This window comes from Gilliamella sp. CG25 (genome assembly GCF_046635705.1).
Classification (GTDB): Bacteria; Pseudomonadota; Gammaproteobacteria; order Enterobacterales; family Orbaceae; genus Gilliamella; species Gilliamella apicola_I.
In genome coordinates, this window is the sequence record NZ_JBIDFJ010000002.1 from 1 (window position 1) to 23567 (window position 23567).

The 23567-nt window shown below is 34.7% G+C and carries 21 protein-coding genes, 1 pseudogene, 1 CRISPR repeat array and 1 riboswitch; of the genes and pseudogenes, 12 read left to right on the plus strand and 10 right to left on the minus strand.

The window, feature by feature from the left end:
• Nucleotides 1–826: 826 nt before the first annotated feature.
• A CRISPR array of direct repeats spans nucleotides 827–1528; the repeat unit is 29 nt; unit sequence GTGTTCCCTGTATACACAGGGATAAACCG.
• Nucleotides 1529–1986: 458 nt separating this feature from the next.
• Both pssA and ydiK read right to left on the minus strand, forming a co-directional pair.
• Nucleotides 1987–3342 carry a CDP-diacylglycerol--serine O-phosphatidyltransferase gene (pssA, locus tag ACGH6P_RS01530; RefSeq protein WP_267359658.1) on the minus strand — a complete coding sequence of 452 codons (1356 nt, stop codon included), beginning with the start codon at nucleotides 3340–3342 and terminating at the stop codon, nucleotides 1987–1989.
• 142 nt (nucleotides 3343–3484) lie between these two features.
• Nucleotides 3485–4537, minus strand: a complete 1053-nt coding sequence (gene ydiK, locus ACGH6P_RS01535; protein WP_267350674.1) for an AI-2E family transporter YdiK — start codon at nucleotides 4535–4537, stop codon at nucleotides 3485–3487.
• A gap of 104 nt (nucleotides 4538–4641) precedes the next feature.
• On the opposite strand from ydiK, the gene eco reads away from it, so the two are divergent.
• From eco to ACGH6P_RS01575, 8 genes and pseudogenes are all read left to right on the plus strand, one after another.
• A complete protein-coding gene (eco, locus tag ACGH6P_RS01540; RefSeq protein WP_411596550.1) occupies nucleotides 4642–5136 on the plus strand; it encodes a serine protease inhibitor ecotin in 495 nt (164 codons plus the stop codon).
• 328 nt (nucleotides 5137–5464) lie between these two features.
• A complete protein-coding gene (locus tag ACGH6P_RS01545; RefSeq protein WP_065559442.1) occupies nucleotides 5465–6574 on the plus strand; it encodes an extracellular solute-binding protein in 1110 nt (369 codons plus the stop codon).
• Between the two features lie 148 nt (nucleotides 6575–6722).
• Nucleotides 6723–7817 carry a putrescine ABC transporter ATP-binding subunit PotG gene (gene potG / locus ACGH6P_RS01550; protein WP_065559507.1) on the plus strand — a complete coding sequence of 365 codons (1095 nt, stop codon included), beginning with the start codon at nucleotides 6723–6725 and terminating at the stop codon, nucleotides 7815–7817.
• Nucleotides 7818–8138: 321 nt separating this feature from the next.
• Nucleotides 8139–9008: pseudogene (gene potH, locus ACGH6P_RS01555) on the plus strand (putrescine ABC transporter permease PotH); the annotation flags it as partial.
• Nucleotides 9009–9251: 243 nt separating this feature from the next.
• Nucleotides 9252–10010 carry an ABC transporter permease subunit gene (locus ACGH6P_RS01560; protein WP_411596692.1) on the plus strand — a complete coding sequence of 253 codons (759 nt, stop codon included), beginning with the start codon at nucleotides 9252–9254 and terminating at the stop codon, nucleotides 10008–10010.
• Between the two features lie 108 nt (nucleotides 10011–10118).
• A riboswitch (FMN riboswitch) is annotated at nucleotides 10119–10332 on the plus strand.
• Between the two features lie 207 nt (nucleotides 10333–10539).
• Nucleotides 10540–11178, plus strand: coding sequence for a 3,4-dihydroxy-2-butanone-4-phosphate synthase (ribB, locus tag ACGH6P_RS01565; RefSeq protein WP_267350682.1), 639 nt, complete (start codon nucleotides 10540–10542; stop codon nucleotides 11176–11178).
• 405 nt (nucleotides 11179–11583) lie between these two features.
• Complete coding sequence (locus ACGH6P_RS01570) at nucleotides 11584–11907, plus strand: DMT family transporter (RefSeq protein ID WP_267350683.1); 324 nt, start codon at nucleotides 11584–11586, stop codon at nucleotides 11905–11907.
• 29 nt (nucleotides 11908–11936) lie between these two features.
• A complete protein-coding gene (locus ACGH6P_RS01575; RefSeq protein WP_267350685.1) occupies nucleotides 11937–12251 on the plus strand; it encodes a DMT family transporter in 315 nt (104 codons plus the stop codon).
• Between the two features lie 320 nt (nucleotides 12252–12571).
• Here ACGH6P_RS01575 and ACGH6P_RS01580 read toward each other — a convergent pair whose 3' ends face one another.
• Nucleotides 12572–13174: a peroxiredoxin C gene (locus ACGH6P_RS01580; protein ID WP_267350686.1), complete on the minus strand. Its 603-nt coding sequence runs from the start codon at nucleotides 13172–13174 to the stop codon at nucleotides 12572–12574.
• 117 nt (nucleotides 13175–13291) lie between these two features.
• On the minus strand, nucleotides 13292–14614 hold the full coding sequence (gene srmB, locus ACGH6P_RS01585) for an ATP-dependent RNA helicase SrmB (protein ID WP_267350688.1): 1323 nt from the start codon (nucleotides 14612–14614) through the stop codon (nucleotides 13292–13294).
• Between the two features lie 457 nt (nucleotides 14615–15071).
• On the opposite strand from srmB, the gene trmA reads away from it, so the two are divergent.
• The 3 genes from trmA (at nucleotide 15072) to ACGH6P_RS01600 (ending at nucleotide 18603) form a co-directional block, all read left to right on the plus strand.
• Nucleotides 15072–16172, plus strand: a complete 1101-nt coding sequence (gene trmA / locus ACGH6P_RS01590; protein WP_411596551.1) for a tRNA (uridine(54)-C5)-methyltransferase TrmA — start codon at nucleotides 15072–15074, stop codon at nucleotides 16170–16172.
• Between the two features lie 360 nt (nucleotides 16173–16532).
• Nucleotides 16533–17219, plus strand: coding sequence for a heavy metal response regulator transcription factor (locus ACGH6P_RS01595; protein WP_065559449.1), 687 nt, complete (start codon nucleotides 16533–16535; stop codon nucleotides 17217–17219).
• Nucleotides 17206–18603 carry a heavy metal sensor histidine kinase gene (locus tag ACGH6P_RS01600; RefSeq protein ID WP_411596552.1) on the plus strand — a complete coding sequence of 466 codons (1398 nt, stop codon included), beginning with the start codon at nucleotides 17206–17208 and terminating at the stop codon, nucleotides 18601–18603. Before ACGH6P_RS01595 ends, ACGH6P_RS01600 begins: the two co-directional genes overlap by 14 nt.
• Here the strand turns inward: ACGH6P_RS01600 and ACGH6P_RS01605 are convergent.
• From ACGH6P_RS01605 to ACGH6P_RS01630, 6 genes are all read right to left on the minus strand, one after another.
• Nucleotides 18596–18796 carry a YaeP family protein gene (locus tag ACGH6P_RS01605; RefSeq protein ID WP_411596553.1) on the minus strand — a complete coding sequence of 67 codons (201 nt, stop codon included), beginning with the start codon at nucleotides 18794–18796 and terminating at the stop codon, nucleotides 18596–18598. The genes ACGH6P_RS01600 and ACGH6P_RS01605 overlap by 8 nt on opposite strands.
• 53 nt (nucleotides 18797–18849) lie before the next feature.
• The gene (gene rfaC, locus ACGH6P_RS01610) at nucleotides 18850–19812 is read right to left on the minus strand and encodes a lipopolysaccharide heptosyltransferase RfaC (protein WP_411596554.1); all 963 of its coding nucleotides are present in this window, start codon (nucleotides 19810–19812) and stop codon (nucleotides 18850–18852) included.
• A 2-nt stretch (nucleotides 19813–19814) separates the two neighbouring features.
• Nucleotides 19815–20861, minus strand: coding sequence for an ADP-heptose--LPS heptosyltransferase RfaF (gene rfaF / locus ACGH6P_RS01615; protein WP_411596555.1), 1047 nt, complete (start codon nucleotides 20859–20861; stop codon nucleotides 19815–19817).
• Complete coding sequence (locus ACGH6P_RS01620) at nucleotides 20862–21122, minus strand: hypothetical protein (RefSeq protein WP_267350701.1); 261 nt, start codon at nucleotides 21120–21122, stop codon at nucleotides 20862–20864. It lies immediately after the preceding gene.
• A 107-nt stretch (nucleotides 21123–21229) separates the two neighbouring features.
• Entirely contained in the window at nucleotides 21230–21994 is a 765-nt protein-coding gene (locus tag ACGH6P_RS01625) for a methyltransferase domain-containing protein (RefSeq protein ID WP_411590936.1), read from the minus strand.
• Nucleotides 21995–22003: 9 nt separating this feature from the next.
• Nucleotides 22004–22735, minus strand: coding sequence for a 1-acylglycerol-3-phosphate O-acyltransferase (locus tag ACGH6P_RS01630; protein WP_267359643.1), 732 nt, complete (start codon nucleotides 22733–22735; stop codon nucleotides 22004–22006).
• A gap of 89 nt (nucleotides 22736–22824) precedes the next feature.
• Here ACGH6P_RS01630 and mnmD point away from each other — a divergent pair, with 89 nt between their 5' ends.
• A complete protein-coding gene (mnmD, locus tag ACGH6P_RS01635) occupies nucleotides 22825–23553 on the plus strand; it encodes a tRNA (5-methylaminomethyl-2-thiouridine)(34)-methyltransferase MnmD (protein WP_411596556.1) in 729 nt (242 codons plus the stop codon).
• The last annotated feature ends 14 nt before the right edge of the window (nucleotides 23554–23567 follow it).

Consider the following 23567-nt stretch of genomic DNA (forward strand, 5'->3'; position numbering starts at 1 on the left):
AATCAATTTATAACATTTCATACAGCTTGTTGTTCTCTATCCCTTATATACCAAATCCGTAATGCATAAGCTTAAACCGACGATTTAAAGCTAACATTTTGCATTTTATGGTTTTATTTTACATTTTTATATAAAACCATTTTTTTAGGATAGATTATTTTTTGACAGGCGACAAGCTTTTTTTTCTTTTTTGGAAACAAATACGCAATTTATTGGAAATAATTACCCGTTATTTTTTTAATCTCAACAAACAAATTTTAATTATAAATCATTAATCAAATGGTATTGCACAAGCAATAGCCGATCAAAGTTAGAATAATGAATTTATTTTTGGCTCTTTGAATATAGGTATAATTTCTTTATATTCGGTTTAATCATCAATTGTTAATTTTTAAACGATTGAAAATATAGCGACCGTGTATTTAGTTGCTAAAGTACAACCCCTTCATCCGTAAAATTATTGAACATACTTTTAAACACTAACTGATTATTTATCGCTTAGATTTGCTAAGTGAATTAATGGGATAGCCCATTAGTTAAGTAAAAATAAGGCGAGGGCACAAAAGGAAGATGATACATGGCAATTAGTCATGACCAATTAATGAAACAAGACAAGTCAGGCTGTAGGCAAAAATAGGCTGGTACGCAAGAAAGTTGTAAAAAGATGAAATGCCTAAAATATCATTTGGAAAGTAACTAACTATATGATAAATATTTAATTCTATTTTAGATGGCTAACAAAGCAGATCGCCTAAAAAAACAAAAAAAAGTTGGTAGAATTTTACACTTTGCTATTTTAATTAATAAACAATAGGTTATAATTAGGGTGTTCCCTGTATACACAGGGATAAACCGTCGTGTTCTAACTTAAAATGTGTTTTACCTGGGTGTTCCCTGTATACACAGGGATAAACCGCTGGCGAGGCTTTAACAGTTGGTGATAAGTTAGTGTTCCCTGTATACACAGGGATAAACCGGGCGCGCTGTCGACGGTCGGGAAATGATGCGGGTGTTCCCTGTATACACAGGGATAAACCGCAATATTTGGGACAACTTAAAACAGTGGGGAAGTGTTCCCTGTATACACAGGGATAAACCGTTCATCTCCTCTCAGTCCGTCGCTATATAATCGTGTTCCCTGTATACACAGGGATAAACCGATCATTTTTAAAATGGGTCGGGGGAAAATCACGTGTTCCCTGTATACACAGAGATAAACCGGCGATAGTACGTCCATAATCTCAACTAAAAATGTGTTCCCTGTATACACAGGGATAAACCGTGAGTGACCGTATAAGCGCATCTCAATTCATGCGTGTTCCCTGTATACACAGGGATAAACCGCAAAACTTGTTTTCTCTTAACCATTTTATTTGGTGTTCCCTGTATACACAGGGATAAACCATCGAAACACGTAGTTAGTTTTAGTGGCGGACGCGTGTTCTCTGTATACACAGGGATAAACCGTATGTACCCAATGTTTATTTAGCTAAATGCACGTGTTCCCTGTATGCACAAGGATAAACCATTTTACGAAAATAAGTTATACAAAATAGAGTAGCATTAACTGTTAGAGCTGGTATTGCTTGGATTGGACTTGGTGATGTTGTCGGTTACGGTTTTTTTATATTAATGGTCAGCCTGTAGATACTGTGATGAATGATTGTGTTATTGTTTAATTATTGAAAAATCAAGCAATATTCTTTGTATAATTGCTATGCTTCTAAAAATACTAAGATAACAGCCGTTTAGACGCATTGTGCTTAGAGCGATTGATATTTTTGCAATTAGTGCTTCAAATGGCCGAACGGTTTTAAGTTTGCAAAAAAATAGCCCTGAATAAATATTATTTCGTTAAATTTTTAAAGCTATAGAGATGAAATTTGACTAAGAACAGTTGTTACTATCTTTAATAACTAGTCAATTTTATTCTCTATAGCTTATTTTAGTTGACGATTTACTAACAGCCTATCATTTATTTTCGTTTTATAATAAGCGTTTTATGATCCGATCAACACGTATGCGAGTTAATCTTTTAATTAACTTATGTACGTGAGGTGGATAAAACTGGCTGGCTTGAATTTGTTGAAAATGTGTCACCAATGTGGTTTTTTCTCTGATTGTATCAAGTTCTTTATCAAACTGATCTTGCAATTCTTGTTTAGGATCATGAATTAAAATACCATTTTCAAGATCTAATCGCCATGCCCTTGGGTTAAGATTATTACCCGTAATTAATACCCATTTTTTATCAACCCAAATACCTTTAAGGTGATAAGTTTGTTCGCCATCTTTCCATAATCGAATAATGAGTTGTTCTTTATCAATAAAAGGTTGCATTCGTTCGATAAATTTTCTTAAGTTAATTTCATATAAATAAGGTAACCCACCTGAAATATTGAAAGGTTTATCTTCTGGAATATAGAAATCATTGGCGATTTTGTCACCGATTATAATTTCTACTTGTTTACCTTTGCGCAATAAGCGAATAATGTCACGAACTAAAATATTAGGTAAGTTGAAATAAGGGGTACAAAAGATAATTTTTTGCTGAGTAATATTAATTAGGTGATGTATCGTTCTATTTAATGAGTTATTACGGCCTAAACCTGAAATAGGGGATACTGAAAGGGATTGATTATCGGCATCGCCCGTATAATGATATTTTGCATTCATTAAATGTTGACGAAGGGCTTTAATCTCAGCTTTTAGTTGTTTTCTGGTTTTATGGTTTTCACCATCCAGCCGTTGTAATCCGCTAAAAGGTAAAAAATTGTCATTAATATAGTTCACCATACTATCGGCGAGTACTTTATTGGTAATAAAGTGGTAGCGGTCATAGCGATATTTATCCAGCTTATGTAAATAGACGTTATTTATACTTGCACCGCTATAAATCACGGTATCATCGATAATAAACCCTTTAAGGTGAAGAACGCCCAGCACTTCACGGCGATTAACAGGCACACCATAAATAGGAATATCAACTTGAGGATTTTCTTGTTTTAATTGGTAATAATATTTTGCATTAGTTTGACTTTTGTCTTCACCAATCCTACCGCGTTGTGCTCGATGCCAATCGACAAAGATTTTTATATCTAAATTGGGATTTTGTTGCTTAACATTATATAATTCTTTAAGAAATTCTTTTCCTGCTTCATCTTGCTCTAAATATAACGCAACAATATAGATGCGTTCCTTGGCATGTTTAATTGCATCAAGCAAAGCAAGCCGATAGTCTGTAGGATTATATATGATACGGTATTGATCGGCATGTTGAGAAATTTTTGCTAATTCATCAAGCTGTTTTTGGTGATTATATTTTATAAATGGTATTCGCATGATTTCTATATCATTTTAACTGACGCATATCGTTGAGTAATACGAATTATATCAGAAAATAATTCTCCTTTTTATACAACATTTGTTAATGTGTTTAGTCACAACGTTATAAAATCTTATTTTCGGGATGATAATAAATTGTTTAAGATTGTTCATCAACCCATGTCTGAATAATTTTATAGGTTAAGGCTAATACGACTGGCCCGATGAATAATCCCATAATACCAAATCCAAGTAATCCACCAATAACACCAAATAGAATAAGTAAAAAAGGTAAATCAGCGCCTTTTTTGATTAAATAAGCACGCATAACACTATCAAGTGTCGTCAGTATTACTGCGACGACAATTAAGATAATACCTGAAGCCGTATGACCACTCCAAAATTGCCAAATTATACAACCTAGCATGACGACAACTGGCCCAATTTGGGCAACACAACAAATAAATAGTACTAGAGTTAATAGACCCGCTAACGGCATATTCGTTAACACAAAGCTTAAACCACCAATTAAAGCTAAAGTAATGGCGGTTACCACTACGCCTAATGCGACTGCACGAATTGATTGGCCTGCTAAGGTGACGGTTGTTTCGCCATATTGTTTAGAGAGTCGATTAGCAAATACATAAACATATTTGGTAATACTTTCACCTTTTAAGAAAAGTAACAGGCTAAAAATAATCATGACACCAGCATGGAAAATGAAAATACCTAAATTAGTTACTTGCTCGATCAACCACTTAATCATAGTGCCAATATAGGGTTGAACATTGCTCATTAAATCTGAACCATCGGTTTTGATCAGCTCTAACCATTTTTGATGTAATTCCTCACCAAACATAGGAATGCTATTTAGCCAATCAAGAGTGGGTAACTCGTGATGAGATAGTGATTTTGCCCATTCAATCAGATAGTGTCCATTTTGTGCTACACTACTAATAATGAGAAGAAAAGGAATGACACAAACAAAGGCTAAAATTAATGCCATAACCAACAAAGATAACCAGCGTTTATGGAAAAGTTTGTTTTGAATTTTGATCATAAGTGGCCAAGTTGCAATCACGACCATGACCGCCCAGAAGAATCCAAACAAAAAAGGTTCAACAATCCGATAAGTAATGATGATAAATAATCCAATTAATAGCAGATTAAGAATTAATTTTAATAAATCATTAGTATTTTTTTCTTTAGGCATTTTATAACCATAGTAAATAGTAAATATAATGCTATTATACGCATTATCATTTAAAAAGCATATCATGCAATATTAATGAACCTATTTTTACAGGAGACAAAAAAATGAAAAAAATAATATTGGTAGCCTTAATGGGCGTATCTTTATTTGCTTGTGCTGAAAAAACTAAATTGCCAGAAACAGTGCAAAATGTGAATGACATTGCACCTTATCCTGAAGCGAAAGCTGGTTACACCCGTTTTGCAATAAATCTACCTGCATTGCCTGATGAGAATAATGCTCGTATTGAATTACTAATTGGCAAAGAAATGAATGTTGATTGTAATTCTCAACGTTTGGCAGGGACAGTTAAAGAGGAAGAATTAAAAGGTTGGGGTTATTCTTATTATGTTGTAGAAGCCGGTAACGGTGTTCTATCAACCATGATGGCTTGCCCGGCAGGTTCTAATAAAAATCAGTTTGTTACTCTTCATCATAATTTGGGTTGGTTAGACTATAATAGTCGCTTACCAATTGTCATTTATGCACCAAATGATTTCCAAATTAAGTATCGTGTTTGGCAACCTGATGCAAAAATTCTACCAGCCATAGCTGAATAAAATTGGAAAGGACGCTATTGGCGTTATCTATTTTTAGTATCGTTAAAAAGGGTTGAGTGAACAAAATATCGTCACTCAATCTCAAATCTTAAGTTATTTTACATTTTATGTAGACTTCTTTGAAAAAAAAGGTATTTTATGCCACGTAATGCAAAGCTAACCATTTATTTTTATCAATATAATAATAAATAATTTGCTTGCTTACCTCGGTTTCGCCAGACTATGTTTTTTAACAGGTTTTTGGTAAAATTTGGGGGTCCATTGTTTTGATTCAGTGGGCTTGTGTTTAACATGTAATATCCCTATTACTAGAGGAGAAGTGGTGAGCATGTTTACTCAACGTAAAACAATTCTTTCAATTCTTGCTGGTGTCACACTAGCGTTATCTCAATCTGCTATTGCTAAAGATCGTGTCGTACATTTTTATAATTGGGCAGGTCAAATTGGTCATGAAACCATTAATGATTTTGAAAAATCAACAGGAATTAAACTTGTTTATGATGTTTATGACTCTAATGAAGCACTTGAAGGAAAACTCATGGCGGGGCATTCCGGCTTTGATGTTGTTTCACCTTCTGATAGCTTTTTAGCAAGACAGATTAAGTCAGGTATTTATCTTCCATTAGATAAAAGTAAATTACCGAATTGGAAAAATCTTGATCCTAACTTAATGAAACTAATGGCGACCCATGACCCAGATAATACTTATGCTATTCCTTATGTCTGGATGACAACGGGTATCGGTTATAATATCGATAAAGTCAAAGAGCGTTTAGGTGAAGATGCCCCAGTTAATAGTTGGGATTTAGTCTTTAAACCTGAAAACATGGAAAAACTTAAAGATTGTGGTGTTGCATTTTTAGATGCGCCTACTGAAATTTTTGCCAGTGCGTTACAATATTTAGGTAAAGATCCTAATAGCACTGATGCCAAAGATTATACTGGTGCGGCTTATGATCTTTTAGCAAAAGTAAGACCGAATATTCGTTATTTTCATTCATCTCAATATATAACCGACCTTGCTAATGGTGATATTTGTGTCATTTTAGGTTGGTCTGGCGATATTTTACAAGCACGAGATCGCGCAAATGAGGCTAAAAATGGTGTCCATATCGGTTATCAAATACCTAAAGAAGGGGCATTAGTCTTTTTTGATACTTTTGCGATTCCAAAAGATGCGGCTAATGTTGATGAAGCCCATGAATTTTTAAACTTTATCATGAAGCCAGAAATCGCTGCACAAGTGACGAATGATGTTAATTTTGCGAGTGCCAATAAAGTCGCAAATGACAATTTTGTTAAACCGGAAATTAAAAACGATCCTGCGGTTTATCCATCACCTGAAGTCATGGAAAAATTGTTTACATTAAAAGTTAAAGAACCTAAACTTGAACGCGTGATTACTCGTACGTGGACAAAACTTAAAACTGGTCGATAAAGTTTTAACAAATAATTGATTATTAAGTGTTATTTATTATAAACGGAGAGATTGATTTAATCTTTCCGTTTCGTTTTTTATGGCTTGTTGTTATGAGGAAAAAAGAGTGAATAATAAAACAACAATTCAGGTTCAGCCTAAAAAAAAGATGGTTACGCCATTATTGGAGATCAAAAATTTAACCAAAGTGTTTAATGATGATTATTATGCTGTTGATGATATTAATCTCACTATCTACACCGGTGAAATTTTTGCTTTGCTTGGTGCTTCAGGTAGTGGTAAATCGACCCTATTACGAATGTTAGCAGGATTTGAACAACCAACATCTGGGCAAATTATTTTAGATGGTAAAGATTTGTCGCAAGTTCCGCCTTATAATCGCCCAATCAATATGATGTTTCAATCGTATGCTCTCTTTCCTCACATGACGGTTGAGCAAAATATTGCTTTTGGTTTAAAGCAAGATAGATTAGACAATAAAGAGATCAAACACCGTGTTGAAGAAATGCTTGCGCTTGTGCATATGGAACAATTTGGAAAACGTAAGCCACATCAATTATCTGGTGGTCAAAGACAACGCGTAGCGTTAGCACGTAGTTTAGCAAAACGTCCAAAATTATTGCTTCTTGACGAACCGATGGGAGCGTTAGATAAGCAACTGCGTGATCGTATGCAACTTGAAGTTGTCAGTATTTTAGAACAAGTAGGGGCAACTTGTGTTATGGTTACCCATGATCAAGAAGAAGCCATGACCATGGCTGGTCGTATTGCCATTATGAATAAAGGTCAATTTGTTCAAATTGGTGAGCCTGAAGAAATTTATGAACATCCAAACAGTCGTTATAGTGCTGAGTTTATTGGATCGGTAAATGTGTTTGATGGCATTTTACAAGAAACACTTGAAGACGGATTGATTATTAGCTGTCCAATGATAAAACATCCAATAAAAGTTGATTATGATTCACCAGCGGTTGAAGGTGTGCCAATTCAAGTTGCGCTTCGACCGGAAAAAATCAAATTATGTGACGACATTCCAGAAGACGGTTATAACGTTGCAACAGGTGAAGTAGTTGAAATTGCCTATTTAGGTGATTTATCAATATATCATGTTAAGTTATCAAGTGGGCAAATTATCATTGCACAACTACAAAATGAGCACCGTTATCGAAAAGGAATGCCTACTTGGGGAGATATAGTTAACCTAAGTTGGGAAGTTGATAGCTGTGTGGTACTTACCGAATAAACAAAAGAGGATATAACGATGCGTTCCATTTTTTGGAGTGTAGTATTAAATGCATTTGTCTTGCTCTGTGTTTATTGGCGTTTTGTCACCACAGATGCATTTGATAACTTATTTTTAGATGCGCTATTTACTGCATTAGTATTAAGTTTTTTAATGTCATGTTTTGGTTTGTTTTTAGCAAATTACAAGCCTTCTAGACTTGCTTATCGAATGATTATTGCTGGCAGTATTCTATTTATACCCGCTGGTTTAGTTGCTATTTATTTTGCAATTAAGAAAATTAAAAAACAGCCTGATGATACAGATTTGATGACGCTTTATGGTCGTTTAACAGTCATTGCTATTCCATATTTATGGATGCTGCTACTGTTTTTATTACCATTTTTAATTGTTTTTAGGATCAGTTTTTCCGAAATAGCATCCGCTGTTCCGCCGTATACGGATTTATTTAGCTTTGACGATGGATTGCTCAATATAACCTTAAATTTTGGTAATTATCTCAATTTATTGAGTGATACCATCTATTTTGATTCTTATTTGCAATCATTAAAAATTGCGGCAATATCAACTTTATTATGTATTTTAATTGGTTACCCACTAGCTTGGGCTATTTCGCAATGTAAACCGTCAACGCGAAATATTTTGCTTTTACTGATTATTTTACCGTCATGGACATCTTTTTTGATTCGTGTTTATGCGTGGATAGGTATTTTAAATCCTAATGGGCTTTTAAATCATTTTTTAATGTGGTTAGGCGTTATCGATCAGCCGTTAATCATTATGAAAACCTATTTCGCTGTGTATATAGGAATTGTGTATTCCTATTTGCCTTTTGTCGTTTTACCGATTTATACATCGTTAATCAAAGTTGATTCAACGCTAATTGAAGCGTCGTTAGATTTAGGCTGTAAACCGATTAAAACCTTCTTTCAAATCATTGTACCATTGACAAAAAATGGAGTAATTGCAGGGGGAATGTTAGTGTTTATTCCTGCCGTTGGTGAATATGTTATTCCTGAATTATTGGGGCCGTCAGAAGGAATCATGATAGGTACTCAGTTATGGACAGAATTCTTTAATAATCATGATTGGCCTGCTGCTTCAGCGGTTGCATCGGTGATGTTGTTAATATTGATTGTGCCGATTTATTATTTCAACAAATTCCAAAATCGACAAATGGGAGGTAAATAGATGAACAATTTACCAATTATCCTACGTTCAGCTTTGATTGTCTTTGTGTCATTGTTGATCGGTTCATTTATATTAACGCTTTTAATTTCATCATCGGGATTTGAACTTATTACAAATGGCAGTGTTTACGTGGGCTGTTTTGTTTTTAGTCTGATTGTCACGTTAATTATTACATTAGCGTTAGCTTGCCGATGTTTAAAAGGGCTTATATTATTGGCGGTATTCTCTTTTTTATATATCCCAATGATTATTTTGATTGTTTATTCATTTAATAGTTCACGTTTGGTGACTGTTTGGGCAGAATTTTCAACCAAATGGTACGTTGAATTGATTCATAATCAAACTTTACTCAAGGCGGTTGGTTTAAGTTTAACTATCGCAGCTTGTGCAGCAACATTTGCGATTGTACTTGGTACTTTAGCTGCTTTTGCCATTATCCGTTTTAGGCGTTTTCGTGGGTCAAATCTGTTTTCTTTTATGACAACAGCACCTTTGGTTATGCCTGATGTAATAACGGGTTTAGCTTTGCTATTGCTCTTTGTAGGAATGGGGCAGGTACTGGGTTGGCCAAAAGATCGCGGGGCGATCACGATTTGGATGGCTCATACTACATTTTGTACAGCTTATGTCACCGTCGTTATTAGCGCACGGTTACGAGAGTTGGATAAATCCATTGAAGAAGCTGCATTAGATTTAGGCGCAAATCCATTAAAAGTCTTTTTCGTGATTACTTTACCAATGATTGCGCCGGCATTAGTGTCAGGGTGGTTGCTTGCATTCACATTATCACTTGACGATGTGGTTATTGCTAATTTTGTGACCGGCCCAGGTGCGATGACATTACCTAAACTGATCTTCTCCAAAGTTCGCTTAGGTGTGGATCCTCAAGTTAATGCACTTGCCACAATTATTTTGTTAATTGTTGGCATTATTGGATTTATTTCGTGGTTATGGATGCGTAAATCTGAACGTCGTCGATTGCGTGAAACTCGCTTGCATTAAATCTTTTTAAAACTTAATATTGCCGCACAATGCGGCAATATTTTCCTTTCAAAATATCCGTGTCTTTTTACTAGATTTATATTATAGTGTTGAGTGTTAGTTTACTAACAAAATTCTCAGGGCGGGGTGCAAGTCCCCACCGGTGGTATAGCCCACGAGCGCTTAATATTTTAGTCAGTCAATATTTCAAATAGCTAATCAATTTCATTGTTGTGCAAAATGATTTGAAGTGAATTTGAAGATGATTAATAGGTATTAAGGTCTAGCAGATTTGGTGAAATTCCAAAGCCGACAGTGAAAGTCTGGATAAAAGAGAGTTGCTTATCTTTTCTTAATTTGCTATTAGTTGCATAGTTTACTTTTTAGCAATATCACTATGGTCAAGCACAGCCCTGATTCTGGTATTAAGTTTATTTTTAATTAAATTAGCTTGGAAATGCATAAAATACGATTGATGAGTATTAATTTGGAATACCAAGATAATTTAGAAAAATAATAAATATATTAAAAAAGGACCTAGGTATTTACCATGAATCAGTTTAATTTAAATGAATTTGGAACCCCATCAGAACGTGTCAAAAAAGCGATTGCATCGATTCAAGCAGGGCAAGGCGTGTTAGTTTTAGATGATGAAGATCGGGAAAATGAAGGTGATATTATTTGGGCAGCGCAAACCATAACGACAGAACAAATGGCACTGACAATTCGTTATGGAAGTGGAATCGTTTGCTTATGTATGCCAAAAGAACAATGTGAAAAATTGAATCTTCCCATGATGGTGGCAAACAATACCAGTAAAAATCATACTGCCTTTACTATTTCAATTGAAGCGGCAAAGGGTGTGTCAACTGGCGTATCAGCGGCAGATCGCGTTACCACGATTAAAGCTGCCGTAGCCGATGAAGCTAAACCCAGTGACTTAAATCATCCTGGTCATGTTTTTCCACTGGTAGCAAAAGAAGGCGGAGTACTTGCTCGTCGAGGACACACTGAAGCATCGGTTGATTTGGTCAAGCTAGCTGGATTGAAACCTGCCGCTGTGATTTGCGAATTAACGAATGATGATGGTTCAATGGCAAGAGCGCCCCAAGTGGTTGAATTCGCTAAAAAGCATCAATTGCCTGTCGTGACAATAGAAGATATAGCAAACTATTTACAGTCTTTATAATCATTACGTTAGAAGTTTACTTCCTTTTATATAGGGAAGTAAATTTACGTGTAATTGTGTGCTTAAACATTTATTCATATCTGTTTAAACCGTTTTAATCAACTTATCTTCAATTTTTTAATGAAACACTGAAATAGCGAATGATCAGGGTTAGCCTTGCCAATTTTGTATCTTCATTATAGAATTGAATAAGAATAAGCTAAGTAAACTAGTAATGATATATCAAAATGTTTTAGTGCGACTTAAGTTAGTTTAATCTTAAACCACGTAGTTTTTCTGCATTAACATGTTGATCTTTCGGTGGCAAACCTTCATGTTTGCGAACCATCTTATTTTTCAACGATATAAACATCGGTAGAAAAAGCAAAATCAAGCAATAAGTAAAATGATAGCAGCGAGGTAGCTATGTTTAGCATTAATAAAGAGTGGGGATTTGTTATATTGACCTGCTTTTTTGAATTATGTTGGATTTTAGGATTTAGTGTTGCAACGGAGTATTGGCATTGGATGATTATTATCACATTAATTATTGTCGATTTTACATTTTTAACTAATGCCTGTAAGACCATTCCAACAGGCACTGTTTATGCCATATTTTCCGGCGTTGGTGCCGTTGGGGCAACGATTATTGATATGGTGCTTTTTGGTAAAGAAATCAAAATGATGCAACTCTTTTTTGTAGCATTAATCATAATTGGCGTTGTGCAACTTAAACGTACAGATAGTTAATCGACAAAGATCAGATTGAGGATTTTATTATGGGATGGCTTTTAATATTAACAGCATCATTTTTTGAAGTGATAGGGGCAATAGGATTGAAGCTCTATGCTGAACAAAAAAAAATAATAAGATTAGTTTTATATTGGGGCGGATTTTTTGTTTCTTTTGTTCTTTTTTATTTCTCCCTTCATTATCTTGAACTGAGTATTGTTTACCCCGTATGGGTTGGACTTGGCACATCCGGAGCAGTATTTGCCAATATGTTTTTATTCAATGAGCCTAAAAATTTACCGCGTTTATTGGGATTGGTCATTATTATTGTTGGCGTGGTTGGACTGCATATGACAATGTAAAACGAAGTGTTAAATTATTTTCCATTATTGTTTTTAATCGTTCGCAAACTATTTTCAACTGGATAACTCAATTTGATAAAGTATTTTTATTGATAAAAGATCCGTTTCAAGTCACAGAATTTATCTAAATAGACATTCATTTCAATCTTTTCATCTTCTAGTTAATGTACACAAAACTATTGAATGAATTTATTCAAAGTAAAAAGGGAATTAAGAAAACAATTAAGAATAAAAAAAACCGGAGAACATCTCCGGTTTAACAAAGTAACTTGAATTGAAAGTTAATCTTTTCAATAAGTTATTCAGTATAGAGTAGAATATTAAAGTTCGTTAGCGTGTTGTTTTAAGTAGCTTGCAACACCATTAGGATTGCCTTGCATACCTTGTTTACCTTTAGTCCATTGTGCAGGGCAAACTTCACCGTGTTCTTCATGGAATTGGAAAGCATCAACAATACGGATCATTTCATCAATATTACGCCCAATAGGTAAATCATTGATAGTCTCGTGACGAACAATTCCATTTTTATCAATAAAGAATGATGCACGAAGCGCTACACCTGCTTCAGGATGTTCAACACCATAAGCTTGCATAATAGTGTGCTTGATATCGGCAACAATTGGGAATTTAACTTCGCCAATTCCACCTTTATCTTGCGGAGTGTTTCGCCATGCGTTATGAACATATTCTGAGTCCATTGAAACACCAATAACTTCAACACCACGTTTTTTGAATTCTTCAAGACGATGATCGAAAGCAATAATTTCTGATGGACAAACAAAAGTAAAATCCATTGGCCAAAAGAATACAACGGCATATTTACCTTGAATATGCTGAGTTAAATTAAAGTTATTTACAATTTCACCAGAACCTAAAACTGCTGATGAAGTAAAATCAGGTGCTTTTCGCGTGACTAATGTCATGTGTTTCTCCTTGTATAAAACCAAAAAATATTGTAAACCTTGATGGAATGTATTATAGCAACTGATAAAAATTGTCCAAGTTGTTATTAACAATCGCTTTCATAAGCTCTGACTATGTCAAACTTTTGAATTATTCGATTCGCTTAATTTTTGTTTAGGTTTACCTTTATTTTTGGTGTCACGTAAACGGACTTTAACTTTTTTCTTTGCTGTGTCATCCTGTTTTTTTGCACCACGCTTCAATTTTGATTTATTTGACGGTTTTTTCTTGCTAGTCGGTTTTGGTGCTTTAGTTTTAGGACGTAATCCTTCAATCGTTCTCAATTTTATGGGTTCTTGAATATAGCGTTCAATTTTCAGTAATAGATCATTGTCATGCGCTTCAACTAACATGATAGCCGTCCCTTTTTTACCTGCTCTTGCTGTACGACCAATACGGTGTAGATAGACATCTGCTGTTTTTGGCGCATCAAAATTGATGACGTGTGTAACATCATCAATATCGATTCCCCGAGCAGCCACATCAGTAGCCACTAAGACATTTACGGTGTTGTTACTGATTCTTTTTATTGCTTCATTGCGTTTTGCTTGTACCATCTCGCCTTCTAAATAACAACTTTTTATACCTGCTTGATGTAACCAAGTTACCAGTTCGTGTACCCGTTCACGTTTTCGAACAAATACAATTGTTTTTTTAAATTCATCTTGCTTGAGAAGATGGGTTAATAAAGCAACTTTATGATTGAGATCATCAGCACGATAATAAAATTGGATGATTTTTTTACGCTCTTTACGGGACGGAGTCGCATTAATTTCAACAGGCTGATCGAGAATTCGACTGGCAAAATTGAATAAACCTTCACCTTCCAGTGTCGCTGAAAAAAGTAAGGTTTGTTTGCGCCAACGGGTTTCGGCAGAAATTGTTTCCACATCTTGTGAAAAGCCCATGTCTAACATGCGATCGGCTTCATCTAATATCAACATTTCCACCGCTCGGCAGTCGAAGTTTTCTTCTTTAATATACTGCAATAGTCGTCCGGTTGTGGCAATGACAATGTCTTGGTTTTTACTAAATACTTCTGCATGATTCATATAAGCGACACCACCAGTAATTGTCGCAATACTCAGATGCGTTGATTGCGTTAAGTTTTTTGCCTGTTCTGCAATTTGCATTGCAAGCTCACGCGTTGGCGTTAAAATTAAAATTCTTGGTGGCCCCGGTTTTCGACGCGGAAAGTCTAAAAGATGTTGTACCGCTGGGATTAAAAAAGCAAGTGTTTTACCGGTACCGGTTGGTGCCGATCCTAAGATATCTTTGCCATCTAAAGCTACAGGGATCGTTTGTGCTTGAATTACAGTAGGGGTAATAATATTTTGGGCTTCGAGATTGTTAATTAATACATCATCTATTTGTAAATCGGAAAAAGTTTGCGTTGTCATAATGACCTTTATAACGAGAAATTTAAAACACATTATAACGGCAATCAATATAACTACAATATTATCACACCAATGATTGTCTATGGTGATACCAACATTTCAACCAAATGAAAGCTTAATGCGCTAATTTTAGTAAATCCCCAGATAATTAATGTCAATGAATGAAAATAACTTATTTAAGTGAATGTAATATTCATTAAGAGAAACGTCAATTCTGACCAACTGCATAAATTGAATTTCATGATGCAAATTTGATGGCAAGTGACTTAAAGTTAACGTTGGGTGGTATCAGGCTTACCATTGATAGTGGTTTATGATAACATAGATAAAATAATGGGGCTAAAATCTATTGTGATATACTAAGCGAAAATCAATTTTTATATCTCTGTTTAGTCTATAGCATTAAATCAAATTGACTAATTTTTTATAACCACTTTTTAATAATCTGATAATTAAAATGGCAGAATGTTTCTCTAACGAAAAATATCAACAACAGCTTGAAAATAAAGTCACGAATTTAAAAGCGCTTTTATCACATTTTTCACTACCTGATTTAACCGTTTATTCGTCTCCAATCAGTCATTATCGTATGCGTGCAGAATTTAGAATATGGCATGATAAAGATGACCTTTATCATATCATGTACGATAAAAATACAAAAAAGCGAATAAAAGTAGAAACTTTCCCGATTGTAACAGCACTTGTTAATGATGCTATGCAAAAAATTATTCCACTTTTAAAACCTAATTATTTGCTTCGCCATATGCTTTTTCAAATCGATTATTTTTCGACATTAAGTGGTGAACTGCTTATTACACTTTTATATCATAAAAAATTATCCGATGAATGGCGGGTAGAAGCTGAAAAATTAAAGCAACAGTTAGCTGAACAAGGTGTTAACTGCCATATTATCGGTCGAGCAAGTAATCAAAAAATTGTTATTGATGTTGATTATGTTGATGAAGTTTTACCGGTTATGGGTAACAATTTGATTTATCGCCAAGTTGAAAATAGTTTTACGCAGCCTAATGCAGCCGTCAATATTAAAATGCTTGAGTGGGCTACTTCGGTCACCCAAGGTTTATCCGGTGATCTGCTAGAGTTTTATTGTGGAAATGGTAATTTTTCAATTGCGTTGGCTCGAAATTTCCGAAAGGTATTAGCCACTGAAATTGCCAAAGCTTCGGTCTATTCGGCACAACATAATATTGCGGTCAATCATATTAATAATCTGATTATTGCTCGATTATCGGCTGAAGAGTTTACGTCAGCTATAAGAAAAGAACGAGAATTTAATCGATTGAAAGGAATTAATTTAGATGACTATCAGTGTGATACGGTACTTGTTGATCCTCCTCGTGCAGGATTAGACATAGAAACATTAAATAATTTAAAAAGTTATAAAACCATTATTTATATTTCTTGTAACCCTCATACATTGCGTGAAAATTTACAGCAACTGACAGAAACGCACTCGATTAAACATTTTGCTTTGTTTGATCAGTTTCCTTATACAGAACACATCGAAACAGGCGTAGTTTTGCATAAAAATAACTGAATTTGATATTCAGATTCAGTTATTTTTGTTAGAATGCCGAGATTTTAAAGTCAATCATTTATTGTTTCAGAGATTAATTCGAGCTTATCGTGATTTATAAGCAAAAAAAACCCTAGATAAACTAGGGCTGCATTAAATTGCAAGGAATGGATGAAAGGAAATAAAACAATGAAACAATAATGTCTAGCCTCATGAATCATTGTGTGGATACTATAACAAACACATTCAAACGGATTAATGACAAGTAGATTACAAAATAGTCATGGAAATATCATGAATGTTTTTGAACTTTTCATATATCATAGGAACAGTATTATGTAAGTTAGATAACCTGATACTTTGGCAAAGGAAATATTTAAAATGAAATTGTTAGTTGTTGAAGATGAACAGAAAACAGGTGAATACCTTCGTCAAGGATTAATTGAATCAGGCTTTATTGTTGACCTAACCAAAAATGGTTTAGATGGCTATCATCGGGCAATGACAGAAGATTATGATTTAATTATCCTGGATGTAATGTTACCGGATATTGTTGGTTGGAAAATTGTTCAGTCATTGCGTGAAGCGGGTAAAGACACCCAAATTATATTGCTGACAGCAATGGGAAGTGTTGAAGATAAAGTTAAAGGATTAAATTTAGGTGCCGACGATTATTTAGTGAAGCCTTTTTCATTCGCTGAATTATTAGCGAGAGTTAAATCGTTATTAAGACGAAATGTGCCGCAAGTAAACAATTATCAATTAAGTATTGCTGATTTAGTCATGGATTTGCCAAAGCGAACAGTGACGCGTTCAGATAAACGTATCGATCTCACCAATAAAGAGTTTTTATTACTTGAATACTTCTTACGTTATCCGGGTGAAGTGTTACCGCGATCGTTAATTGCTTCACAAGTTTGGGATATGAATTTTGATAGCGATACTAATGTGATTGATGTAGCCATAAGACGGTTACGTAACAAAATAGATGCTGGATTCGAACCTAAACTTATTCATACTGTGCGTGGAATGGGTTATAAAATAGATGTATTAGATGAAACAGAGTAAATTAATTTCCGTTCGGTTACCCATTATTGTTTGTCTGATAACATGTGGACTACTTTATTGTTTCAGTTATTTGATCGAGCGGTCTTTTGAAAAATTTTCAATCAGACAAAATGTGACCGAATTAAATTCGGTTATTACCTCTATAGAAAGAGAACTAACTTATTATTCTCCGAATGATAATCGTGATGAATTTATCCAAAATTTATTGCTAATTCTCACCGGGCATCATCACTTATTTGTTTATATCATTGATGATATGGGCAAAATAGTCTATCGCACTCGAGGCCCCAACTTAGCGATAGCACTAAAATCACAAGAGTTAGAACGGATTATTGAAAATGACAGTACTTCTATTGAGACGATAGATAAATCATCTTATCGGATTGCGGCATCAAGGGTGATAGGGGAAGACGGTAAACGATTCACTACGATTGTTGCCGTTCGTCGTGATGTGCAACTTGAATTTATTAATCGATTAAGAAACGGATTAGGTCTGCTAATTATTATTTCTTGTGTGTTAGCATTAATCGGTTCATTCATCAGTATTTACTATACTCAAAAACCAATCAATCGCTTAATCAAGAAGATTGAAAGAATTAGTTTAAATAATTTAAATTATCGTATTCCAACCTCGTCAGTACCGGTTAAATATGTAAGCTTGGTCAGAGCATTTAATAGCATGCTTAATCGTATGGAAGATGTTTTTACTCGTCAGCATAATTTTACTGCCGATATTGCACATGAAATGCGTACACCAATTACTAATCTTACCACGCAAACGCAAATTGTACTCAATAACGCTCGTACGACAAATGAGTACCGTGAAATTTTATATTCTAATTTAGAAGAATATGAAAAAATGTCACAAATGATTTCTGATATGTTATTTTTGGCGCAGGCAGACAATCGCCAGCTTGTGCCTAATTTGATTGACATTGATCTTACTAACATGGTTATGATGATGTGTGATTATTTTGAGCCTCTCACCGATGAAAAAAATATTACTTTTCAACTCGACGGTCACTGTTCTCACATACAAGGTGATAAAATGATGTTAGGGCGTGCAATTGGTAATATTTTGTCTAATGCGATTCGTTATACACCGAATAACGAGGTCATAACTATCACGTTAAGTCAAATGAGTGAAAAACGGGTTAAGATTATTATCTCTAATCCGGGCAAAAAAATTGATAAAAAACATTTACCACATCTTTTTGACCGATTCTATCGTGTCGATGAATCACGTCATCGTAATGACAGTTCCGGCGCAGGTATTGGGCTAGCCATTGTTAAATCCATTATTGAAACCCATAAGGGATCAATTTATGTAGAATCAGATGATAAATCGACACGTTTTATTATCAATTTACCAACGGCTATTTAATGTCATAGTCACTCATTAATAAGTTAGCTGCTGCATAAGCAGCTTTCTCTCTAAGTTCAGTAGGTACTTGTTTATCAGCTGCAACTTCATTTAAAACCAACATAACGGCTCCTAACGCATCTTCAACATAGCCTAATTCATTACTGCCGATTTGAGCATATTTTTCCCGAATGAGCTCACAATATTTATTCATTAGTTAGATTCCTTTAATCTTTTTCAATAACGTTATTTCAATTCTATCCTGTTTTACAAAAAACGGGCTAATTGCTCATATACCTTCGTTGCTGAGATAGTTTGCATTTTTTGATCTGGAGAGACAAGACTAAATTGATTTTTACCATAACCGCCTATTAATTTCGGATCGGTTTGACCAAATAAAGTTATGTTTGGGCGATCGAGTGCCGCAGTTAAATGGCTTAATCCTGTATCGACTGAAACTACAGCTTTAGCCCCAGCAAGTTCAGTCGCCACTTGAGAAAGAGACAATTTTGGTAGCACTTCGACATGATTAAATCCTTGTGCTAAGCGATGAGCACTTTGCATTTCATTCGCCGTTCCCCAAGGTAATTTAATTTTTAAACCGGTTGGCGCTATCAATTGTATTAATTGACGCCAAGCGTCTTCTGTCCAATGTTTTTCATATCTGGTAGTGGCATGTAAAAATATCAAATATTGTCCATGGTCAGACGGTAATTCTGACAAAAAATGGTTTGAAATTGCATAGTCACCCATGTCACCCGATAGGTCGTACCCAAGACTTTTTGCAAAGAGTTGTCGTACTCGTTCAATGGCATGCATTGATTTTGGAACAGAATGTTTAACATCATAAAACCAACTGGCAATCGGTTCTCTTATGCTATGACGATCTAAACCGTGCTTAATGCCTTTTGCTTTACGTGTGATAAAAAAAGCACTTTTTATTAATCCTTGCGCATCAATAATACAGTCATATTCCCGTTCAAGTAGTGATTGAATAAATTGGTGACGCTCTTGACGAATAGATTTACCGAACCAGTTTTTACGCCAGCGCCGAATGGCCACAGGGATCACTTTATCTACCGCAAAATGCCATGTTGGTATTTGCGCAAAATTTTCTTCAACCACCCAATCAAAAGTCATATTAGGTAAATGACGGGCAGCATCAGTTAACGCGGGCAAAGTATGAAGTACATCACCCATTGAAGATGTTTTAACAATAAGTACACGCATAATTAATGACTCTTTTCACAACGAGCAATAAGCTTCATTAAAGTTTCAAACACAGTTTCAGGTTTTATATCAATCAAACTTTGATGATAGCCTTGTTCTGAATCGCCTTTACGGACTTTATGATACCCTGTTATTAAGCGAATAACTTCAGCTTTATCAGAAAGGGGTGGGGTAAAGTCTGGACTACTTGGACCATAAAGCGCAACCAAAGGGCGATCCAAAGCTGCGGCGACATGCATCAATCCTGAATCATTAGTCACAATTGCTTTACAAGCCGCAATTAAATTAACCGCTTGATCCAATTTTGTTTTACCGGCAAGATTAATACACTGATCGCCTTGTGTCATTTGTTCAATAATTTTTTCGCCAACTTGGCGATCATTATCAGAACCAAAAATAACAATTTTGGCATGTTGCTTTACAAGCATATCACCAAGAGCGGCATAATGATAATCCGGCCAACGTTTTGCTGGACCAAATTCAGCACCAGGACAAAAACCAATTAACGGCAAATTATCATTGATCTTAAACGTGTTAAGCGTGCCATTGATGTCTGTTTGACAAACTTCAAGTTTAGGCCAAAGTATGGGTTGTGGTATTTGCTCTGCTGTGTGGATCTGATCCTTAGGGTAGGCAAGGGCAACATAACGTTGAACCATTAATGGAAAGGCTTGTTTATTAAGTTTACGAAGATCGTTAATCAGTCCATAACGCATTTCACCTTTCCAACCTGTTCGCTGATGAATCCTTGCAAAAAAAGGGATTAAAGCTGATTTAAACGAATTAGGTAAAATTATCGCTTGGTCGTAATGATTATGACGGAGTGATTTGCCGAGTCGATAGCGTTGGGTTAAACCGAATTTACCATGACCAATTGGCATCTCAATAGCTTGATTCACTTCTGGCATTTTATTCAATAGTGCTTGGCACCATGCGGGTGCCATAACATCAATTTCAATATTAGGATGAAGTTGTTTTAACGTTCGATATAAACTTTGCGACATCATCATATCGCCAACCCATGAAGGACCAATAATTAGTGTTCTCATTTAATGTCCTTTTATAATCGTTGATGAACAAACATTGTGATGAAATATTGCTTTAATGTCTAACTGCTGATCGGCAACGATAGCCGTAGTAAAGTCATCTTTATCAATAAAATCAGCCATATTTAAATCAAGTAAATTGGCAAATTTTGTCTCATCAGTTAAATTATCAACGTCTAAAACATCTTTAATTTTTTGATTATTCAGACTATTAACAATATTACTTTCAATAGAGACAATACCATCAGTTATGATGATTATCATTATTTTCCTTAATTAATTAAATTACGCTGTTTATCATACCGAGTTAAGCCAATATTTTCGAGTGAAGTTTAACTATTTCAAGCTTAGTATCAGTATGATGAAAAGTGTTAACCATTTTTTGCAGTAACTAAAATGTATCGAGCAAGACTTAGATACGGTTCTGCTTGGCAGTACTGCTTTTCAAGTGCCAATAACTGATCAAAATGACTATTTATTTTTTCTTTATTATTCATATAATCATGAAATAGACGAATTCCCGTTTTTTTAATAATATGAAAATCTAGCGTGGTTAACCATTGATAGACATCATCTGGTATTCGAGGGAAATCGGGTGATAATGTTTTTTTCTTACGTTTTGCAAGCCCTGATTGAGTATAACCAAAATTACCAAGTGTCACCGTTTTAAAAAGAAGTGCATGATAATTATAGAACATCAAGGATAAATAACCTTCGGGTTTGAGGTGTTTTTTTAATGATTCAAGAACACTGATCGGATCGGCAACCCACTCTAATACTGCATGACAAATCACCATATCATATTGTTCATTAATGATATGATCAATATCTTGAATAGCACAACAATGACAATTAATATTTAACTTTTCTGCTTGGGCATTTTTTTGTGCCAGTTCTAGCATTTGCATAGAAATATCACATAATGTGACATGATGTCCTAATTTTGCCAATCGACAAGCCATTTGTCCTTGTCCACCACCTGCATCAAGAATTTTCAACGGTTTGGTTGTTGGAAATGTGGCTAATATATTTTCTAATTCTTGCCAGACAATGGCTTCACGAATTTTTCCTTTACTTGTGCCATAAATATTTTGTGCAAACTTATGACTGATATCATCAAAATTACGGTCTTGCATATTCATTAATTATTTTTTACTGTTTAGTTGCTTAACTTCATTGTTGATTTCAATTAATTTTTCAGTCATTTGTTGATAACATTGTTCCATTAATGTTCTGGCGTCTTCTTTACGTAACGATTTGGTGTCAATAGGATCCAACATTTCAACAATCATATGACCGTTATTTAAACGATTTAATTGAATGTTATTGGTATCAGAGACGCAAATAGGCACAATAGGGACGCCTGCCGCAATTGCTGCTTTAAATGCACCTGTTTTAAACGGTAATAATCCACGTCCTCGACTTCGTGTTCCTTCAGGAAACATCCAAATCGATATGCCACGTGTTTTAATTTCTTTAACAACTTGTCCAATGGTATCGTGGGCTTTTGATTTATTATTACGATCAATTAAAATATTACCGGTGAGATAGTATAATTGCCCAAAAAAAGGAATCCACGCTAAACTTTTTTTTCCGACAGTCACGGTTTTCGGTTGGACAACGTCTGCGGCAACAACCATATCAAAGTTGTTTTGATGATTAGCGATATAAACACAACTGCCTATTTTACTAATCTCAGGATAGAGACGAGTATCAACTTTAACGCCCAAAATAGGTTTAAAGAAAAAACTAAATAAATGTGCAAATCTGGCTACGTTTTTGGGATTCCGAGGATTGAATAGGCAAAATATAACGCCCAGTACACAAACTACAATACCTATTAATACAACTGTAATTAAGCGGAAAAGAAAAACCATAATTTACCTCATAAATTGATTTAGCGTATTATATACGTAAACTGTGCCAATATACAGTTTGATCAACGATAACTGAGTAAAGAGGCGTCATGCAAAAATCAACTATTATTTGGAACGAAAATCAAGCCCCAGTGTCTGTCTATTTTGATGATATCTATTTCAACACACAAGGTGCAGTTGCTGAAACAAAATATGTTTTTATTGAAGGCAATCATCTACAGCAACGTTTTATCCAACATGATAAAGATACTTTTATTATTGGTGAAACGGGTTTTGGTTCGGGGTTAAGTTTTCTTATAGCCTGGCAAACGTTTTTAACTTTTAAAAAAGAATATCCCAACCATCAACTTCAGCAACTTAAATTTATTAGTATTGAAAAATATCCGTTATCAGTGACAGAAATGATGAAGATGCATCAAGCCGCCATAGAAGATGAACGCCAACTTCAACTATTAGCCAAGCAGTTATATACTTATTTAACGGATAACACCTGTCATTTAGACAAGGTCAGTTTAGATATACTTTATGATGAAATTCAATATTTTCCGGAATTTTTGGCTAAACAAAATGGGTTGATTGATGCTTGGTTCTTTGATGGATTTTCACCCGCTAAAAATCCTGACATGTGGTCAGAATCCTTATTTAAAAGCTGTTTTGAATATACGTCACAAAAGGGAACGTTTGCAACTTTTAGTGCGGCTGGATTTGTTCGGCGAAACTTAATCAATGCTGGATTCAATGTGATAAAACAAAAAGGTTTTGGCTTAAAAAGAGAAATGTTAATCGGCAGTAAAAATGAGATAGCCTTAACCAAATAATTGATAAGGCTAAC

Coding starts and splice junctions, on each gene's coding strand:
- ACGH6P_RS01625 (WP_411590936.1), bottom strand. CDS start 21,994: ATGCAAGACCGTAATTTTGATGATATCAGTCATAAGTTTGCACAAAAT.
- ribB (WP_267350682.1), top strand. CDS start 10,540: ATGAATCAGTTTAATTTAAATGAATTTGGAACCCCATCAGAACGTGTC.
- rfaF (WP_411596555.1), bottom strand. CDS start 20,861: ATGAGAACACTAATTATTGGTCCTTCATGGGTTGGCGATATGATGATG.
- ACGH6P_RS01605 (WP_411596553.1), bottom strand. CDS start 18,796: ATGAATAAATATTGTGAGCTCATTCGGGAAAAATATGCTCAAATCGGC.
- ACGH6P_RS01545 (WP_065559442.1), top strand. CDS start 5,465: ATGTTTACTCAACGTAAAACAATTCTTTCAATTCTTGCTGGTGTCACA.
- mnmD (WP_411596556.1), top strand. CDS start 22,825: ATGCAAAAATCAACTATTATTTGGAACGAAAATCAAGCCCCAGTGTCT.
- ACGH6P_RS01630 (WP_267359643.1), bottom strand. CDS start 22,735: ATGGTTTTTCTTTTCCGCTTAATTACAGTTGTATTAATAGGTATTGTA.
- pssA (WP_267359658.1), bottom strand. CDS start 3,342: ATGCGAATACCATTTATAAAATATAATCACCAAAAACAGCTTGATGAA.
- ACGH6P_RS01580 (WP_267350686.1), bottom strand. CDS start 13,174: ATGACATTAGTCACGCGAAAAGCACCTGATTTTACTTCATCAGCAGTT.
- ACGH6P_RS01595 (WP_065559449.1), top strand. CDS start 16,533: ATGAAATTGTTAGTTGTTGAAGATGAACAGAAAACAGGTGAATACCTT.
- rfaC (WP_411596554.1), bottom strand. CDS start 19,812: ATGCGTGTACTTATTGTTAAAACATCTTCAATGGGTGATGTACTTCAT.
- ACGH6P_RS01575 (WP_267350685.1), top strand. CDS start 11,937: ATGGGATGGCTTTTAATATTAACAGCATCATTTTTTGAAGTGATAGGG.
- trmA (WP_411596551.1), top strand. CDS start 15,072: ATGGCAGAATGTTTCTCTAACGAAAAATATCAACAACAGCTTGAAAAT.
- ACGH6P_RS01570 (WP_267350683.1), top strand. CDS start 11,584: ATGTTTAGCATTAATAAAGAGTGGGGATTTGTTATATTGACCTGCTTT.
- ACGH6P_RS01560 (WP_411596692.1), top strand. CDS start 9,252: ATGATTATTTTGATTGTTTATTCATTTAATAGTTCACGTTTGGTGACT.
- potG (WP_065559507.1), top strand. CDS start 6,723: ATGGTTACGCCATTATTGGAGATCAAAAATTTAACCAAAGTGTTTAAT.
- eco (WP_411596550.1), top strand. CDS start 4,642: ATGAAAAAAATAATATTGGTAGCCTTAATGGGCGTATCTTTATTTGCT.
- srmB (WP_267350688.1), bottom strand. CDS start 14,614: ATGACAACGCAAACTTTTTCCGATTTACAAATAGATGATGTATTAATT.
- ACGH6P_RS01600 (WP_411596552.1), top strand. CDS start 17,206: ATGAAACAGAGTAAATTAATTTCCGTTCGGTTACCCATTATTGTTTGT.
- ACGH6P_RS01620 (WP_267350701.1), bottom strand. CDS start 21,122: ATGATAATCATCATAACTGATGGTATTGTCTCTATTGAAAGTAATATT.
- ydiK (WP_267350674.1), bottom strand. CDS start 4,537: ATGCCTAAAGAAAAAAATACTAATGATTTATTAAAATTAATTCTTAAT.